The sequence below is a fragment of the Brenneria sp. g21c3 genome (genome assembly GCF_040240345.1).
GTDB lineage: Bacteria > Pseudomonadota > Gammaproteobacteria > Enterobacterales > Enterobacteriaceae > Brenneria.
Map to the genome: position 1 here is coordinate 34433 of NZ_JBEIAB010000001.1, position 16500 is coordinate 50932.

The following is a 16500-nucleotide window of genomic DNA, read 5'->3' on the forward strand; positions in this document are numbered from 1 at the left end:
CCTTTCGCGTTGGAAGCGCCGCTACTCCCTGGTCGGCGACTGACGGCACAAGCTGGCGGACAGGCGATCCAGCAGAATCGCCATCAGCACCACCACAAAACCGCTCTGCAATCCCTGCCCGACGTCCAGTTGCTGAATGCTGGTCAGGATATCGTTGCCCAGCCCGCCGGCGCCGACCATCGAGGCGATAATCACCATCGACATCGCCATCATGATGGTCTGGTTCACCCCCGCCATAATCGACGGCAAGGCATTGGGTAACTGCACTTTCAGCAGCAGCTGACGCGGGGTACAGCCGAACGCCAGCCCGGCCTCGATCAGCATTTTATCCACCTGGCGGATCCCTAAATCGGTTAAGCGCACCACCGGCGGCATCGAAAACAGTACCGTGGCGAAAATGCCCGGCGGCCTGCCGAGGCCGAACAGAATGGTCGCCGGGATCAGATAAACAAACGCCGGCATGGTCTGCATAAAATCCAGCAGCGGCCGCACCGCCATACCGATGCGCCGATGTCGGGCAATCAGAATGCCCAGCGGAATACCAAGCAACAGGCTGAAAAACGTCGCCGACAGGGTCAGGCCCAGGGTTATCGCCGCGTGCTGCGCATAGCCGCTGTAGACGATATACAGCGTCGCGGCCGCGCTGAACAGCGCGAATCCCCAACCCAGCCGCCACCAGCTCAGCGCCACCGCCAGCAGCACCAGCCCCCAGGGGGAGAGCAGCAGCAATCCCTGTTCCAGTCCGCCGGAGACGCCGTCGAGCAGCGCGGCGATAAATTCGAATATCTCGCCATGCTGGCTCAGCAGATAGCGCACCGCGTCGTCAATCTGGCTGCTGAAATTTAACGGTTCAGCCATGAGTGGTTCCTCCCGGCGCAGATGTTGAGTAAATATCGGCATAGCTTTCCGCCAGCACATAGCGCGACGTATCAATCCCGGAGAAGAAGCGTTGCACATAGGCGTTGGCCGGGGCGTTCACCAACTGCTCGGCGGTGCCGATCTGCACCAGACGTCCGTGTTCCATAATCGCAATCCGGTTGCCGATGCGCAGCGCTTCTTCGATATCGTGGGTGACGAAAACGATGGTGCGCTGCTGCTCCGCCTGTAGCCGCAGCAGCAGGCTCTGCATTTCCCGGCGGTTAATCGGGTCCAGCGCGGAAAAGGCTTCGTCCATCAGCAACAGCGTCGGATTAACCAGCAGCGCCCGCGCCAGCCCGACGCGCTGCTGCATGCCGCCGGAGAGCTGGTGCGGCATATGGCGGGCGACCTGCGCCAGCCCCACCTGCTCCAACGCCGCCAGCGCCGCCTGATATCTGGCGGCGGCCTTGACCCCCGACAGTTCCAGGCCGAACGCCACGTTATCCAGTACGTTGCGCCGCGGCAATAAGGCGAATGACTGAAAAACCATACTCATGGAACGACGGCGAAGATCGATTAATTCCGCCGCCGATAAAGCGGAAAGCGCGTTATTTTCAAAAAATATCTCGCCCGCCGTCGGTTCAATTAACCGATTGAGTGTACGCAATAAAGTTGATTTACCCGATCCGGACAATCCGACGATAACGAATATTTCCCCCTGGCGGATATGCAACGAAACATTATTTAACGCCACCGACCAACCGTGCGCGGATAATAATTCCGCGGCGTCCTTTCCCGCTTGTAAATAAGGGATCGCTTTATGTGCGCCGGGGCCAAAAACTTTATATAGCCCTTCAATTCGAATCAATTTCTCAGCCATTGATCACCTGATATTTATATTTTCTATATGTCGAGCATGCTGCTGACGGAAGTGAGTCATCCGCATATCGGGGCTCACTGTATAAGAAATAACACCGCGCCAATAAAACTTTATCATCTGAGTTATAACAAAATAATTTAACTCATCCCTGCGGTTGAAAATAACTCTCATGCCGGCTTTTGAAGGAAAATGATTCGTTAATCAGCCACTCTTTGACCCGGTGATACAGCGCGGATTCGCTGTCGCGCTGCGACTGGATCAGATAATAGCCGCGCTCGGTTTTCACCTCCGGCCCGCACGGGATAACCAGTTCGCCGTCATCCAGCAGTTGCCCCACCAGCGGCATCCAGCCCAATGCCACGCCCTTGCCTTTCAGCGCGGCCTCGATCAGCAGGGAATAGGCGTTAAAAGTTAACGAAGCGACTGAATTATCAAGAGTAATTCGCTGCGAGCCAAACCAGTCATACCAGGTCAGCCAGCGGCTCGGATTGGTCTCCGGCAAATTGAGCAGCGGCACCTTGAGCAAGGATTGCGGCGTATCCAGCGGCCCATACCGGCGGATAAATTCAGGGGTGCAAACCGGGACGACCAGCTCGGGAAACAGCTTTTCGCTGTGACATCCCGGCCAGTGGCCGTTACCGAAGGTAATGGAGAGATTAGCGTGGCTGTCGCGCAGGTTGAAGTCATTGGGAGAGGTGGAAATCTGCACGTCCACGTCCGGCATCAGGCGCTGTAATTTATCCAGCCGGGGCAGCAGCCAGTAGCTGGCGAAGCCCATATCGGTATCGATGCGCAGGGTATCTCTGGTTTTCTTTTTCTTTATTTTTTCAATCTGTTGGCTGATATCCGTCAGGCTGCTGTAAACAATATGGTAAAGCCGATCGCCTTCCGGGGTTAATAATACGCCGCGATGGCGACGTTCGAACAACGCCACGCCAAGTTCGCGTTCCAACTGATTAATTCGCTGGCTGACCGCCGGCTGCGAGGTTCCCAGTTCTTCGGCCGCCGCGGTGAAATTAAGATGACGGGCCGCCGCCTCGAAAAATATTAATGCCGGGAGCGACGGTAATCGATTAATTGCTGACATAATCCCCTCTTATCAAGGCATAAGTTTTTAACCCGTTCACAGTCTGTGGAGATTATGAGATAAAAAATTATATTAATGAAGTCGTATTCTTAAGGTGATTTAAGATATATGCTTAGCAGAAAACCGAATATCGTTATTTTAATGGCGGATCAATTAACCGCGGGCGCGCTTTCCGCCTACGGGAATAAAATAACCAGAACGCCCAATATTGATAAATTAGCGCAACAGGGCGTAGTGTTTGAATCGGCCTATTGCAATAGCCCGTTATGCGCGCCGTCCCGCGCGACATTAATGACCGGGCTGTTAAATTCCGAGAATAACGTTTTTGATAACGCCGCCGAATTCAGCGCGGAACAACCGACCTTCTGCCATTATTTGCGCGTACAGGGTTACCACACCATTCTGGCGGGCAAAATGCATTTTTGCGGCCCCGATCAGCTACACGGTTTTAATGAACGTCTGACCACCGATATCTATCCCGCCGATTTCGGCTGGACGCCAGACTGGCGAAATCCTGAAGTACGGCTCGACTGGTATCACAATATGAGTTCGGTGATCGACGCCGGCACCTGCATTCGCACCAATCAGCTGGATTTCGACGACGAAGCGGTGTTCCTGACCCGACAGAAGCTGTTTGATATCGCCCGTCAGGGCAATCAACAGCCGTTCCTGCTGCTGATGTCCCTGACCCACCCGCACGATCCTTTCGCCATACCGCAGCCTTATCTCGACCGTTATTCGCCGCAGGATATTGATTTACCGAAGGTGAGCGCCGCACAGGCGCCGTCGGACCCGCACTCCCGGCGGCTGCGCAAGATATACCAGTTGACCGACGACCTGCTGAGCGACGAACAGATCCGCCGCGCGCGCCACGCTTACTATGGCGCGGTCTCTTATGTCGACGATCAGTTCGGCGCCGTTCTCGCTACCCTGCAACAGACCGGATTGGACGAGAACACCATCGTGCTGGTGATTTCCGATCATGGCGAAATGCTCGGCGAACGCGGGCTGTGGTATAAAATGGGCTTCTTTGAGGGCGCCGCGCGCATCCCGTTTATCGTCCATGCGCCGGACCGTTTTGCCGCGCATCGCGTCGACGCCAGCGTCTCGCTGGCCGACCTGCTGCCCACGCTGGTGGCGCTGGCGGGCGGCGAGCCGTCATCGCTGCCCGCGACGCTGGCCGGACACAGTCTGCTGCCCCATCTGCGCCGGGAAGCCGGCCCCGACGGCGTGTATGCCGAATATCTGGCGGAAGGCGCGCTGGCGCCCATCGTGATGATTCGCCGCGGCGACTGGAAATACGTGCATTCGCTCAGCGATCCCGAACTGTTATTCAACCTGCGCGAAGATCCATTTGAGCTGAGCAATCTGGCCGCGGACGCCGATTGCCTGCCGGTGCTATCGGCGCTGCGCGACGAGGTGGCGTCGCGCTGGGATCTGCCGGCGCTGCACCAGCGCGTATTGCAAAGCCAGCAAAACCGCCTGTTTCTCAACCGGGCGCTGGCGCACGGCGCGGCGCCGGCGTGGGACTATCAGCCGGTGCAGGACGCCAGCCGCCGCTATATTCGCAATAATCAGACACTGGACGAACAAGAGGCGGTGGCGCGTTTTCCACGTCCTCACTCTTCCTCCCCTAACCAATAACACGGGAATTTATCATGCGCTTTCGTCATTCCGCCGTCACACTGCTTATCCCCTTACTGCTCGGCAGCGCTTTTTCGGCCCAGGCCGCCGTCGACGACGCCAGCTGCCGGTTAGTGAGAATGTCCGATCCGGGCTGGACCGACATCAACGCCACCAATGCGCTGGCCGGCGTGTTGCTGGAAGGACTGGGCTATCGGCAGCAGGTGCAAAACCTGTCGGTCGCGCTGGGCTTTCAGGGACTGAAATCCGCCCAGTTGGACGTTTTTCTCGGCAACTGGATGCCCGCGCAACAGCCGGTCATTGAAAAATTTACCCGCGACGGTTCGGTTGAAGTCTTGACCGCCAACCTGGCCAGCGCCAAATTCACCCTGGCGGTGCCGGATTACGTCGCCCAGGCCGGGGTAAAAAACTTTGCCGATCTGGCGAAATACGGCGATCGGTTCCAGCATAAAATTTACGGCATCGCGCCGGGCGCGCCGGCCAACCAGAATATTAAACGCATGATCGACCAGAAGGAGCTCGGCCTTGACGACTGGTCGCTGGTGGAATCCAGCGAAAGCGGCATGCTGGCGCAGGTTGAACGGGCGGTGAATAAAAAAGAGTGGATTGTGTTCCTCGGCTGGGAGCCCCACGCGATGAACACCCGTCATTCCCTGGTCTACCTTGGCGGCGGCGATGAGTGGTTCGGCCCGAATTACGGCAGCGCGACGGTCAATACCGTGGTGCGCAAAGGCTATGCGCAGGCCTGCCCCAACGTCGCCCGGCTGTTCAGCAATCTGCAATTCAGCGTCGACCTGGAAAACAAGGTGATCAAACGCCTGCTGGACGATAAGCAAACGCCGCGTGACGCCGCGCGCGCCGAGATCAGCGCCAACCTGCAACAGCTGGAACCGTGGCTGAACAACGTCACCACGCTGGACGGCAAACCGGGTCTGGAAGCCGTGCGCCAGTCCCTGGCGCGGTAAATTTTCAGCGCCACCAGAGGCGCGCCCGTCTCTGCAAACAGGCGATCGCCGCCCGCCTCAGGATACTTTGGTCAGCGCGGCGGCATCCGCCCAGGCGCGCAGTTCGCGCCAGCGTTCGTCCCGCGCCTCGGCCAGTTCGCTCAGCACCTCCGGCGTCAGGGATTTAAAGCGGCCCTGAGGCGAGAAATAGCTTTCCAGCGGCGCAAAACGTTTAGGATTGCGGTTGATGGTCAGCGCCCCGTCCTGATATTCCAGCAGCGGCCACAGCCCGGTATCCACCACGCTTTTCCCCAGCGCTATCGTGCTGTCGCTGGCGCAACCCCAGCCGGTGGGACAAGGGGCGAAGACGTGCAGAAACGCCGGACCGTCGACGGACGCCGCCTTCTCCAGCTTTTTCAGCAGATCGGACGGCTGCCCCACGCTGGCGGTGGCGGCGTAAGGCACATGGTGAGCGGCGGCTATCTGCAACAAATCCTTCTTGACGTTAAGGCGGCGCGGCGTGAAACCGGTCGGCGAGGTGGTGGTTCTGGCTCCCCAGGGGGTTGCGCCGCTCTTCTGAATGCCGGTATTCATATAGGCTTCATTGTCGTAGCAGATATAGATGATGCGCTCCTGACGATCGAACGCGCCGGACAGGGATTGCAGGCCGATATCCGCCGTGGCGCCGTCGCCGGCGAACCCCACCACCGGAATATCGCTGATGCCTTTGGCGCGCAACGCCGCCGCCAGCCCCGAAAGCACCGCGCCGGTGGCGGCGAACGGCGCGATCATCGCATTCACCCCCACCGCCATTTGCGGATAGATAAAGCCGACCGCCGACATACAGCCCGCCGGGATAACCACATGGGTTTTCGGCCCGAAAACCTTCAGCGCCAGACGCACCACCAGACTGCCGCCGCAGCCGGCGCAGGCTTTATGGCCGATAAAGTACTCTTCCGGCGGCAGGTTTTTAATCGATATGGACATGGGCGTCCTCCCGTTGAGCGGCAACCGCTGACGAAGGCCGATCGGGCTCCGGCGGGTCAATGCCAAGAAAACGCAAATCCGGTTCCTGCGCCGAGCGCCCGGCCGGCCGGGTTAATTCATCATACAGCCGCACCACATCCTCCAGCCCGATTTCCTGCCCGCCCAGTCCGGCGATCTGGTTGAGCAAACGCGGTACGCCCTTGCCGGTCGCGCTGGCGTAATCGAACAGCGCGGACTTGATCTCCACCGCCACCGCGCCCTGCTGACCAAAAGAAATGTCCTTCTCCAGCACGGCGACGGCCTGTACCCGGCGGGTACGATGGGCGCCAAACAGCGCGTCGAGCACCGCGCCCTGCGGGAAAGGCCGCAGGTAACGCAAACGCAGCAGCCCGACCGCTTCGCCCCGCGCGCGCAGCGCATCCACGGCGGCGCGCACCGTACCGGCCACGCTGCCGAGCGTAATCACCACCCGTTCGGCGTCCTCCAGTTGATAACCTTCGATAACGCCGTCGGTCATCCCCTCTTCCCCACGACCGAAATGGGCGCGGAAACGCCGGCCGATAGCGGCGATTTCAGCTAACGCGCCGCGCATCGCCTGATGTTGAAGATACTTGAACTCGGTGTACTCTCCCGGCCCGGCGGTGATCGCCAGGCTCTGCGGATGCTCAAGACTGAAGGTTCCCGGCGTCCCCTCGGCAAAAAAGCGGTTCGCAAGGAATGAATCCACCAACGCCTGTTGCGGCAACTGCACCGGCTCATAGGTGTGCGTCAGCACGAAACCGTCCAGATTGATCAGTACCGGCGTACGCACCTCGGGGTGTTCGGCCAGCGCATAGGCCTGAATAATCAGGTCCAGACTTTCCTGCGCGGTTTCGGCGTAAACCTGGATCCAGCCGCTGGCGAGCTGGGAAAGGGAATCGCTTTGATCGCCATAGATATTCCACGGCAGCGCCAGCGCCCGGTTGGCATTCATCATCACCAGCGGAAAACGCCCGCCGGCGCTGTAGGGCAGACATTCGGCCATATACAGCAGCCCCTGCGAGGAGGTGGCGGTAAAGGTGCGCACGCCCATCGCCGCGCTGCCCATCACCAGCGACAGCGCCGAGTGTTCCGATTCCACATGGACGAATTCGGCGTCAAGTTCGCCCTCCTCCACCATTTCCGCCAGCCGCTCCACCACCACCGTTTGCGGCGTGATGGGATAAGCGGCGATCACCGCGGGACGGCACAGGCGCACGCCGTGGGCCACCGCCTCATTGCCGCACAGGAACAGGCGTTCGCCCTTATCGCGGGTATTCAACCCATCGCTAGCGGTTGCAGATTGACTCATCGCTGTTCTCCCGTAACGGCACTGCGCCGGCTATCCGTTAATAACGAGTCGGACTCGCTCACCATAGTGATGGCGTCTTTAGGACATTCCAGCGCACAGATGCCGCAGCCTTTGCACCACTCCGCCAGCAGGCGGGGATAGTTGTCACGAGTATTGGCCAGCGCCCCGTCGGGGCAAAGCAATACGCACAGGTTGCAGCAGATACAGGCGCCGTCTTCGATTTTCGGCCGCGAGGTGCGCCAGCCGCTGTTTTCCGCCGCCAGATAGCCGGAGGCAAGCTGAGGCGAAGCCGGCCATTGCCGTAAGTCGGGCCTTTGATGGGCGCGCAGCCGACAGGGGCCGGACAAGGCCACCGGCAGCGGGTCCTGGCTGGTCCCGCCTTTGCGGGCGCGGCGCGGACGCTCGGGCGCGCCGCCGTCAACGCCGTTCACGTCGGCGTCTTTGCTCGAATCAGCCATGCGCCGCCTCCTGAATCGCCGCCGGGCGATGGTGGGCCGCCAGCCACGCCGTCAGCGGAGCGGCGCTGTTTTTTTCCGCCTGACCGAACTGGCCGGCGGCGGCAAACGCCGCCAGATTGCGGCGCGCCCGTTCAGGCAACGGCGCGGAGGGCTGCCGGTGAGGCGCGAACTCGGAAATAATCGCCTGCTCCAGCGCGGAAGACGGCAACAGGTCGAGCAGCCCATTGAGGATACCGAGAAGGACGGTATTGGTATGCCGGCTGCCCAGATGATGTTCGGCCAGCGCGCGCGCCGGCACTCGCCACTCCAGCCCGTGCGGCCGCGGCTGAAAACACGGCTCGTGCTCGCCGTCAATCAGGATCAGCGAGCCGGCGGACAGTTGATCGACGCGCAACTGCGGCAGCAGGGTGTCGTCCATCACCACCGCCACCTGAGCCTGACGCACCGGGCTGCGATCGCGGATAGGCGAGCGCGATAACCGCGTGTAGGCGTAAACCGGCGCGCCCCGTCGTTCCGGGCCGAAAGAGGGAAAGGCCATCGCCTCCAGATCGGCAAAGCGCACCGCGCCCAGCCCCAGTAACCGCGCCGCGGTAAAAGCCCCCTGGCCTCCGCGGCCCAGCCAAAGAATATCAAGCATACGTTTACCTATGCCTCTTATGGTGTGTCGTCAGTAAAAATCAGAGCGCGCAGGCACTGCGAGTATCGATAACGCGTTTCGCTTTGTGGGTATGACGAGGCAGGGTTTCCGGCGCCAGCAGCAGGACGCGCTTGGGGCGGACGCCGAGCCGGGTTTTAATCTCCTGATGCAAACGCGCCGCCAGTTGTTCATCCTCTTCGCCCGTATCACCGCTGCGTTCGACTTCAAGATCAAAGCGCGTCAGATGATCTTCCTCATACAGCGTAATACGGTATTCGCCATTGAGTTCCGGCGTGGCGCGCACGATCGCTTCCAGATCGCCGGGGAAGACGTTCACGCCGGAGACGATAAACATATCGTCTTTGCGCCCGGTGACCGTGATGCGCACATGCGTGCGACCGCAGGCGCAGGGCGAATGGTCGGCGATGATAATATCCCCGGTGCGAAAACGGATCATCGGACGCGCCTGTTTGGTCAGCGTGGTCAGCACCATTTCGCCCGGCTGGCCGTCCGCAACCGGTTCGTCGGTGGCCGGGTCCAGCACTTCCAGCAGAATATCGTCCTCGGCCAGATGCAGGCCGTCCTTCTGTTCACAGGAACCGGCGCAGGCGCCGTAAATATCGGAGATGCCGTAAAAATCATAAACCTCAACGCCCCAGCGCGCTTCGATCGCCTGCCGGGTCTCCGGGATGGATCCGCCCGGCTCGCCGCAAACGATAATGCGCTTAAGCGCCAAATCCCGGCGCGGATCGAGCCCCTGGGCAACCGCCGTTTCCCCCAGATGCCAGGCATAGGACGGCGTGGTCCAGGTGATGGTGGGACGGAAGTTTTTCATAATATACAGCAGGCGATCGGACGGGATGGTGCCGGCCCAAAAGCAGAGCGCTCCCAGCTTCTGGGCGCCGATCACATCCGGCCCGCCGACAAACAGCGTGAAGTTGAGTGCATGCACGTAGCGATCGTCGGGCCGCATGCCGACCGTCCAAAAAAGCCGCGCCTGAATATCCTGATAACGCTCGAAATCGTCAGCGCTGAACGGACTCAAGGTCGGCACGCCGGTGCTGCCGGATGACGCCGAGACATAGACCACCTGCTCTTCGGCAACCGCCAGAATATCCCCCAGCAAGGGCGCGGCCTCCTGCCGCTCTCTTTCAATCTGCTTATTGATAAACGGATAGCGACGCAGATCGTCCAGTTGCTGCAAATCGTCAGGATGGACGCCCGCCCGTTCAAACGCTTCCCGGTAGTAAGGGGAATGTTGGTAGGCATGGGTCAAGGTGGTTTTTAATCGTTGCAGTTGCAACGCTTCAAGTTCCTGACGGGGCAGTATTTCCACCTCATCCCAATAACGTCGATAGGTTGTTGTGCTCGTCATGACATGCCCTTAATTCTGCGCTAATTTCTCTTGCAGCCACTGCGGTTTCTGGAAGTCGCGAAAGATGTATTTGGGATCCTGTATCACCGCGGCGAATTCCGGCGACTCGACGGTCGCTTTAATATCGGCGACAAAGGGTTTGTTCAAATCCTCGGTGCGCACCGCCACCACGTTCTTGAGATCTTCCTCAAGCGTTTCAAGCGCGATGGCGTCCGAAAGCTTGAGACCGGAGGCGATGGCGAAGTTGCCGTTCACCAGCGAAGCGGCGGAGCTGTCCAGCGTGCGCGGCAATTGCGCCGCTTCCAGCGGTTTTAGCGCCAGCCCCCGCGGGTTGCCGCCGATATCCCTTTCCGTGGCTTTCGTCGCATCGATATCCCCTTTCAGGGTGATGAGATCCAGACTGGCCAGAAAACGCAGCCCGCGCGCCAGGTTGGTCGGATCGTTCGACAACGTGACCACATCGCCGCGCTTCAGCTCATCCAGATTTTTAATTTTCCTGGAGTAAATCCCCAGCCCGGCGGTAGGAACATTAATTAGCCGCGACAGTTTCAACCCCTTGTCGGCGGAAAACTTTTGCAGATAAGGAAGATGCTGAAATAAATTGACGTCGATGCTGCCATTCGCCAGCGCCAGATTCGGCTGCACATAATCGCTGAATTCCGTAATCTTGACCTGATAACCTTTCTGCTCCAGCCCCGGTTTGATGGCGTACTTAATCATGTCGCTATACGGCCCCGGCGCCACGCCGAATACTATCGTCTGCGATTGCGCCTGCGCTGCATGAGAAGGCATAAAAATAGCGCCGACTAATAAGGAAAACATCATGTATAAATATCCGGCATACTTTCCTGAAATCATCTCTTCACTTCCCATATAAATTAAATAAACGCCCCGACCAACAGGGGGAAATATCTCATCCGCGTTCAATAAAAACGCTACCAATAAAGGGGATTAAAAATAAATTAAATAATCAACTATCATTATGTGAAAAACGGAATTAAATATTTCCGTTACCCTTTTGTTAAAAAACATCATCTTTTTGGCATGAGCAACAAATACCCCGTCAATATGGGCTTACCCGATCATCAGAAAATAAAAAACCATAGGATATAAAAGGTTATCCCACATCATTCGCCATAGCGACGTTTCAATATTTGATAATGAATTTTATTACGCGATTTATAAATTGATCGGCATCATATTTTCCATTGTAGCGGATACGACAAACGTTAATTTAAATGAATTACCCCGCGCCGGCTATTGCCGGTCGGCGGGAATAATCAGCAATAAAAAAGCTAATCCGGCCTCCCCAGCATAACGTCATGTCGGCTAGCGCGGCGTTTCCGCCGCCATTGTTGCTTTTCAGCTTAATAATCAACGCTGAAGCGCGGCTCGGCGGGACGGGTTTTAACATCCACGCCAGGTACTTCCGCCGGCGCGTAATGGGTTTCCAAATCGCGAATCAGCGCCAGATAGCGGTCCGCCGCCTTGCTTAATATTTTGCGCCCTTTTTCCGCGCTGGCGGTCAGGATATCCTCGGTGCGCCCCAGCCCGCCGAGACTTTTATGGCTCGCGGCGGGGATCGGGATCCAGGTGGCGATATCCATCACGCCGAATGTCTCCGTTTCGTCGTGGGTGACGGAGCGCTTGAGCAAATTGCGATCGAGCAGCGGTTTCAATTCATGTCCGGTCACCGTATCCAGCTTCACCAGATCGGGTCGGACAAACAGCACGTTGCTGGTTTCCTCTTCCCCGGCGTGATAGAACGGCGTATTCAGCTCGTCGCGCAGCGTTTGCGCCGCCAGTTCCCAATAGGTAGCGCCGCCGATAAAGATCGCTTTCCCCTCGCGGCGCAGTTCGGTCGCCACCTCATGGGCGATAACCTGGAAATTCGGTTCTTGTCCATGCCCTTGAATAATAATGACTTTACGAAATCCAGTGGCCCACAGTCCGCGCACGATGTCCTTAATCAGCGCATGCATGGTGGCATGGCCGATAGCCAGCGTGCCGGGGATCGGATCGCCGTTGACATCGTAATGAAACGTCGGCGACGCCCCGGCTCTTATCGGCGTCGGCAGCAGCGCGGGCAACCCCGTTTTACGGCTTAATTCCGCCGCAATCCATTCAGCGGTAAAAATATCCGTTCCCAGCGGCAGATGGGTGCCGTGCGCTTCGGTGGTCGCCACCGGCAAAATAACGATCCCGCGCGTTTCAGCGCTTTCAACCGCCTGATCCAATGAAAGCTCATCAAAATGAATAGCCTCTGCCATACATAACACCTCAGTTATTTTATCAAATTTTTATTTAATAAATTGCCGTCAGAAATCCCGGCGTATTTATTCCTTACTTTCCCGTTAACCGTCATGACTATGCAGAAATACGGCTGAAAACATAAATAACAATCCTTCATGACGTAATGAGGAAATTTATTTTTGATTTTAAAAACTGAAAAATTTTTTAGATAACAACGACTCGGCGCGAATATATATCGCGCATCGCATTTACTGATATAAACAATCCCATGCTAAATTGATCGGCATCATATTTGGCAAAAATCTATTTTTTGCCAAATATGATGAGGGCAGCTATTTAATATCAAACCATGGCAACGTTCGGCGTAATAAGTAGCGCCATGATAGTTGGCGACGCGAAAAAGCGGCATGCCTGATGCCCGGGAACCTTGGCGATGCGGGGTGTCGCGCCGCCGGCTGCGAGAGCCGCGGCCATTATGAATTTTATACGCAACACGCATAAAAGTTCGTATTTACATAGCATAAAGTTATAGGGAAAGCCGACGATAACTATGGGGCAACACTGCATATGGTTATTTTTTTAAGGGAACAAAATGTTTAATCGTATAAAAGTAGTGACTGGATTGATTGTCGTGCTGTCGCTTTTCTACACGCTGCAATTAGTTTCAGGTGGGTTGTTCTTTAACGCGTTAACCAACAGTAAAGCCTCGTTTAGCGCTTCACAGACGGTTAATCAGCAAAAATCGGAATTGGACGCAGCCTGGTCGTTACTGCTGCAAACCCGTATCACGTTGAACCGCGCAGGTACACGAGCGGTGCTGGAAATCAACGGGTTGGGAGCCAGAGCGGACTCCAGCGGCCTGCTCGCCTCGGCGCAGTCCACGCTGAATGAGGCCAACGAACGCTTCCTGCGCTATGAAAAAACGGCCGGCGACATCAGTCTGGATCCCTCGTTAATCAGCGAGGTAAAAAAACATTATCTCGCCTATCACGCCGCCCTTGCCGAATTGATTCAATTCCTCTCCGCCAACGAAATTCAAAAGTTTCTCGATCAGCCGACCCAGGGCTTCCAGAACAATCTTGAAAAGGCCTACCAGACCTATCAGAACGACATTGACCACCTCTATCAGCAGATTAACCAGCAAAATAACCGCAACTATCAGCTATCGCTGTGGACGCTGGGCATAGCGATCGCGCTTATCACGCTGCTGTCGCTGCTGGCGTGGTTCGGCAGCAAGAACTTGCTGATCCGTCCGTTGAACAGCGTGATTGACTATATCCGCCATATCGCCACCGGCGATCTGAGCCATACGCTGAACGTACGCGGCAAGAATGAAATGGGTACGCTGGCGGATAACCTGCGCCACATGCAAAACGAGCTGATCAAGTTGGTGAGCGAAGTGCGCACCAGCGCGGAATCCATCCTGACCGGCGCCACGGAAATCAGCGAGGGCAACAACGACCTCTCTTCCCGCACCGAGCAACAGGCATCGTCGCTGGAAGAAACGGCGGCCAGTATGGAACAGTTGACCGCCACGGTGAAACAGAACGCGGAAAACGCGCGTCAGGCCAGCCAGCTGGCGCTGAACGCGTCGGGCAGCGCGCAGAAAGGCGGCGAAGTGGTGAATAACGTCGTGTCGACCATGCGCAACATCGCCGGCAGTTCACAGAAAATTGCCGATATCATCAATGTGATAGACGGCATCGCCTTTCAAACCAACATCCTGGCGCTGAACGCGGCGGTGGAAGCCGCACGGGCCGGCGAACAGGGCCGCGGGTTCGCGGTGGTGGCGGGCGAGGTGCGTAGTCTGGCGCAACGCAGCGCACAGGCGGCCAAAGAGATCAAAGGATTGATCGACGACTCCGTCAGCCGCGTAAGCGAAGGTTCCTTACTGGTGGAAAACGCCGGGGAAACCATGGAGGAGATCGTTTCCGGCGTGACGCGCGTAACCGATATTATGGGCGAAATCGCCTCCGCTTCCGACGAACAGAGCAAAGGCATCGCGCAGGTGGGCGTGGCGGTAAGCGAGATGGACAGCGTAACCCAGCAGAACGCCGCGCTGGTGGAAGAATCGGCGACCGCCGCCGTCGCGCTGGAAGAACAGGTGCGCGCGCTGAACCGGGCCGTGGCCGCTTTTCGTCTGTCCGCGACGCAGCAGGCCGATACGCGTCTGAACGGCGACGGCCATAAAACGGCAAAGACGGCGCTATTGGCGAATAAAACCCACGCCACGCTCTCTCCGGCTAAACCCTCCGGCGACGAGAATAACTGGGAAACATTCTAAAGCGCCGTGTAACCGCCCCGCCCGCCGGCGGGGCTTTATCCAAAGGTTCATGCAGGCCGCCCGCAACCATCGATATCCGCCAGGGTAATTTGAGGCGTCAGATTTTATTGATGGCCCTTTCCTGAAAATATTTTCTGAAATATCCCGCGCTCATCGGTTTGCCAAAATACCAGCCCTGCCCGACCGAATGGGGACAGCGATTGCCGATATAGACGGCCTGTTCATAGGTTTCGATCCCTTCGACCACCACGGTGGCGTTGAACATCGCCATCATACTAAAGAGATGCTCGACCATCTGCGCATTAATCGAATCCGTGCCAATGGCTTCGGTAAACATTTTATCTATTTTAATGGCATCAAAAGGCATCACCGCAAGATAAGATAAATTGGAATAACCGGTGCCGAAATCATCCAGCGCAATTTTATAACCGGCGTCATGTAATATCGCGAGCCTTTCGGACATCACCGCATGATTGGCCGTCGAACGTTCGGTTATTTCCAGCATAATCTGTTCTCTGGCAATGCTAAAGGAATCAACAAGCCGATCCAGATAAGACTGAAACTCAGGCTCCACGATATCTTTAATATCCAGATTAATACTGAGGTAAAAATTTTTATTTTGGATCAGAATATCCTTTAGCTCGTCCAGCGCCAGATGCGCGACCTGCCGGGTAATTTCCCCGATAATGCCCAATTTCTCCGCAACCGGAATAAACACATCCGGCGGAATATTTTCGCCTTTATTATTCGTCCAGCGCGCCAGTACTTCCGCGCCGACCACCTTGTGATTGCGCAGGCAAACCAGGGGTTGATAATTAACGTGCAGTTGCTTAGCGCATACCGCGCTATAAACCTGTTTGCTGAACGATCTATTGCGTTCAATAAGCAAGAAAGCCGCCAGCGATAAAGATCCGCTCAATATGCCGCCCAGCAGCGCAAGAATGGCGACGATATAAGGCGGGAGAGCAAAAATACCCGATGAGTTCATGCGGACATAGATGCAGATATTATAAACTTTGCTGCACTGATATCCCAGGCGATACTGATGGTACCATGCGCTGGGCTGACGCGAATATTCTTCATCGCCGGCGCCGAATGTCTGGTAAATGTGCCGTTCATCCACGGTCGTCATCCGCGCGCTATAACCCGGCGCCGGCAGGGAAAAACCGTGGAACGCATCGGGAGAGGTGAATACCGCGACATCGCCCCGGGCGGCGATATCCATTTCCATTCTGGGATCAAGCAATCCCTTCGCCGCGCGCCAAAATCCGGTGTCTTTTTCCACCAGATCCGGCTTAGGCAAAGCCACCGGCGGGGTGAGAATTCCGCGCCCGGCGGAACAAATCAGTTTGCCGTCGCGCAGGCGACCGACATCCAGCAGGTAACGGTATTTATAGGCCAGAAAACGCAACTGATACAAGTCGTCGTCGGAACAGGGCGTCACTGAAGAATAGCCGGCGTTATTGATCGCCTGCGCGGTTTGCATCGCCACGCCATTGGCGCGACGAATGAGCGCGTCGCTATAATACTTCAATTTATTCTGATCCATTTTGGCCGTCACGAACTGGCCGATTAGCAACAGACACAGGGCGCCGCACGCGATATTAAACGCCATGATGACTTTTGCTTTTCTACCGATCGATCTCATCGATTCAAATTCTCTGACCATACGAAAAATGGTTACCTAAGCTTAAGTCATCGGCACATGCGGCAATAAGTTTATCGGAATAAAGGCCACGGCTGTGAGCAGTTCCGTTCCTTAT

The 16500-nt window shown here is 56.9% G+C and carries 14 protein-coding genes; 3 read left to right on the forward strand and 11 right to left on the reverse strand.

Going from position 1 to position 16500, the window contains the following annotated elements; all coding sequences use genetic code 11:
- Positions 1-21: 21 nt before the first annotated feature.
- The 3 genes from ABRZ28_RS00155 to ABRZ28_RS00165 all read right to left on the reverse strand — a co-directional run bounded on the left by ABRZ28_RS00155 (position 22) and on the right by ABRZ28_RS00165 (position 2825).
- Positions 22-858: an ABC transporter permease gene (locus ABRZ28_RS00155; RefSeq protein ID WP_330519192.1), complete on the reverse strand. Its 837-nt coding sequence runs from the start codon at positions 856-858 to the stop codon at positions 22-24.
- Positions 851-1738, reverse strand: a complete 888-nt coding sequence (locus ABRZ28_RS00160) for an ATP-binding cassette domain-containing protein (protein WP_330519193.1) — start codon at positions 1736-1738, stop codon at positions 851-853. The genes ABRZ28_RS00155 and ABRZ28_RS00160 overlap by 8 nt, the downstream gene beginning before the upstream one ends.
- 142 nt (positions 1739-1880) lie before the next feature.
- Positions 1881-2825 (reverse strand): choline sulfate utilization transcriptional regulator, encoded by a 945-nt coding sequence (locus ABRZ28_RS00165; protein ID WP_319603851.1) that lies wholly within the window; start codon positions 2823-2825, stop codon positions 1881-1883.
- 108 nt (positions 2826-2933) lie between these two features.
- Between ABRZ28_RS00165 and betC the strand changes: the two genes are divergently transcribed.
- Positions 2934-4469, forward strand: coding sequence for a choline-sulfatase (gene betC, locus ABRZ28_RS00170; protein WP_330519194.1), 1536 nt, complete (start codon positions 2934-2936; stop codon positions 4467-4469).
- Between the two features lie 14 nt (positions 4470-4483).
- Positions 4484-5434 (forward strand): choline ABC transporter substrate-binding protein, encoded by a 951-nt coding sequence (gene choX / locus ABRZ28_RS00175; protein WP_319603849.1) that lies wholly within the window; start codon positions 4484-4486, stop codon positions 5432-5434.
- Positions 5435-5491: 57 nt separating this feature from the next.
- Here the strand turns inward: choX and ABRZ28_RS00180 are convergent, their stop codons facing one another.
- The 7 genes from ABRZ28_RS00180 to ABRZ28_RS00210 all read right to left on the reverse strand — a co-directional run bounded on the left by ABRZ28_RS00180 (position 5492) and on the right by ABRZ28_RS00210 (position 12470).
- The gene (locus ABRZ28_RS00180; RefSeq protein ID WP_330519195.1) at positions 5492-6400 is read right to left on the reverse strand and encodes a thiamine pyrophosphate-dependent enzyme; all 909 of its coding nucleotides are present in this window, start codon (positions 6398-6400) and stop codon (positions 5492-5494) included.
- The gene (gene porA, locus ABRZ28_RS00185) at positions 6384-7730 is read right to left on the reverse strand and encodes a pyruvate ferredoxin oxidoreductase (RefSeq protein WP_330519196.1); all 1347 of its coding nucleotides are present in this window, start codon (positions 7728-7730) and stop codon (positions 6384-6386) included. Before porA ends, ABRZ28_RS00180 begins: the two co-directional genes overlap by 17 nt.
- Positions 7727-8188: a 4Fe-4S dicluster-binding protein gene (locus ABRZ28_RS00190; protein ID WP_330519197.1), complete on the reverse strand. Its 462-nt coding sequence runs from the start codon at positions 8186-8188 to the stop codon at positions 7727-7729. Before ABRZ28_RS00190 ends, porA begins: the two co-directional genes overlap by 4 nt.
- Positions 8181-8825 (reverse strand): 2-oxoacid:acceptor oxidoreductase family protein, encoded by a 645-nt coding sequence (locus ABRZ28_RS00195; protein WP_330519198.1) that lies wholly within the window; start codon positions 8823-8825, stop codon positions 8181-8183. The genes ABRZ28_RS00190 and ABRZ28_RS00195 overlap by 8 nt, the downstream gene beginning before the upstream one ends.
- A gap of 40 nt (positions 8826-8865) precedes the next feature.
- A complete protein-coding gene (locus ABRZ28_RS00200) occupies positions 8866-10200 on the reverse strand; it encodes a phenylacetate--CoA ligase family protein (RefSeq protein WP_330519199.1) in 1335 nt (444 codons plus the stop codon).
- A gap of 9 nt (positions 10201-10209) precedes the next feature.
- Positions 10210-11022, reverse strand: coding sequence for a MetQ/NlpA family ABC transporter substrate-binding protein (locus ABRZ28_RS00205; RefSeq protein ID WP_413556143.1), 813 nt, complete (start codon positions 11020-11022; stop codon positions 10210-10212).
- A 545-nt stretch (positions 11023-11567) separates the two neighbouring features.
- Positions 11568-12470, reverse strand: coding sequence for a creatininase family protein (locus ABRZ28_RS00210; protein ID WP_330519200.1), 903 nt, complete (start codon positions 12468-12470; stop codon positions 11568-11570).
- A gap of 575 nt (positions 12471-13045) precedes the next feature.
- Here ABRZ28_RS00210 and ABRZ28_RS00215 point away from each other — a divergent pair.
- The gene (locus tag ABRZ28_RS00215; RefSeq protein WP_319603842.1) at positions 13046-14737 is read left to right on the forward strand and encodes a methyl-accepting chemotaxis protein; all 1692 of its coding nucleotides are present in this window, start codon (positions 13046-13048) and stop codon (positions 14735-14737) included.
- A gap of 97 nt (positions 14738-14834) precedes the next feature.
- Here the strand turns inward: ABRZ28_RS00215 and ABRZ28_RS00220 are convergent, their stop codons facing one another.
- A complete protein-coding gene (locus tag ABRZ28_RS00220) occupies positions 14835-16385 on the reverse strand; it encodes an EAL domain-containing protein (RefSeq protein ID WP_330519201.1) in 1551 nt (516 codons plus the stop codon).
- Positions 16386-16500 lie beyond the last annotated feature (115 nt).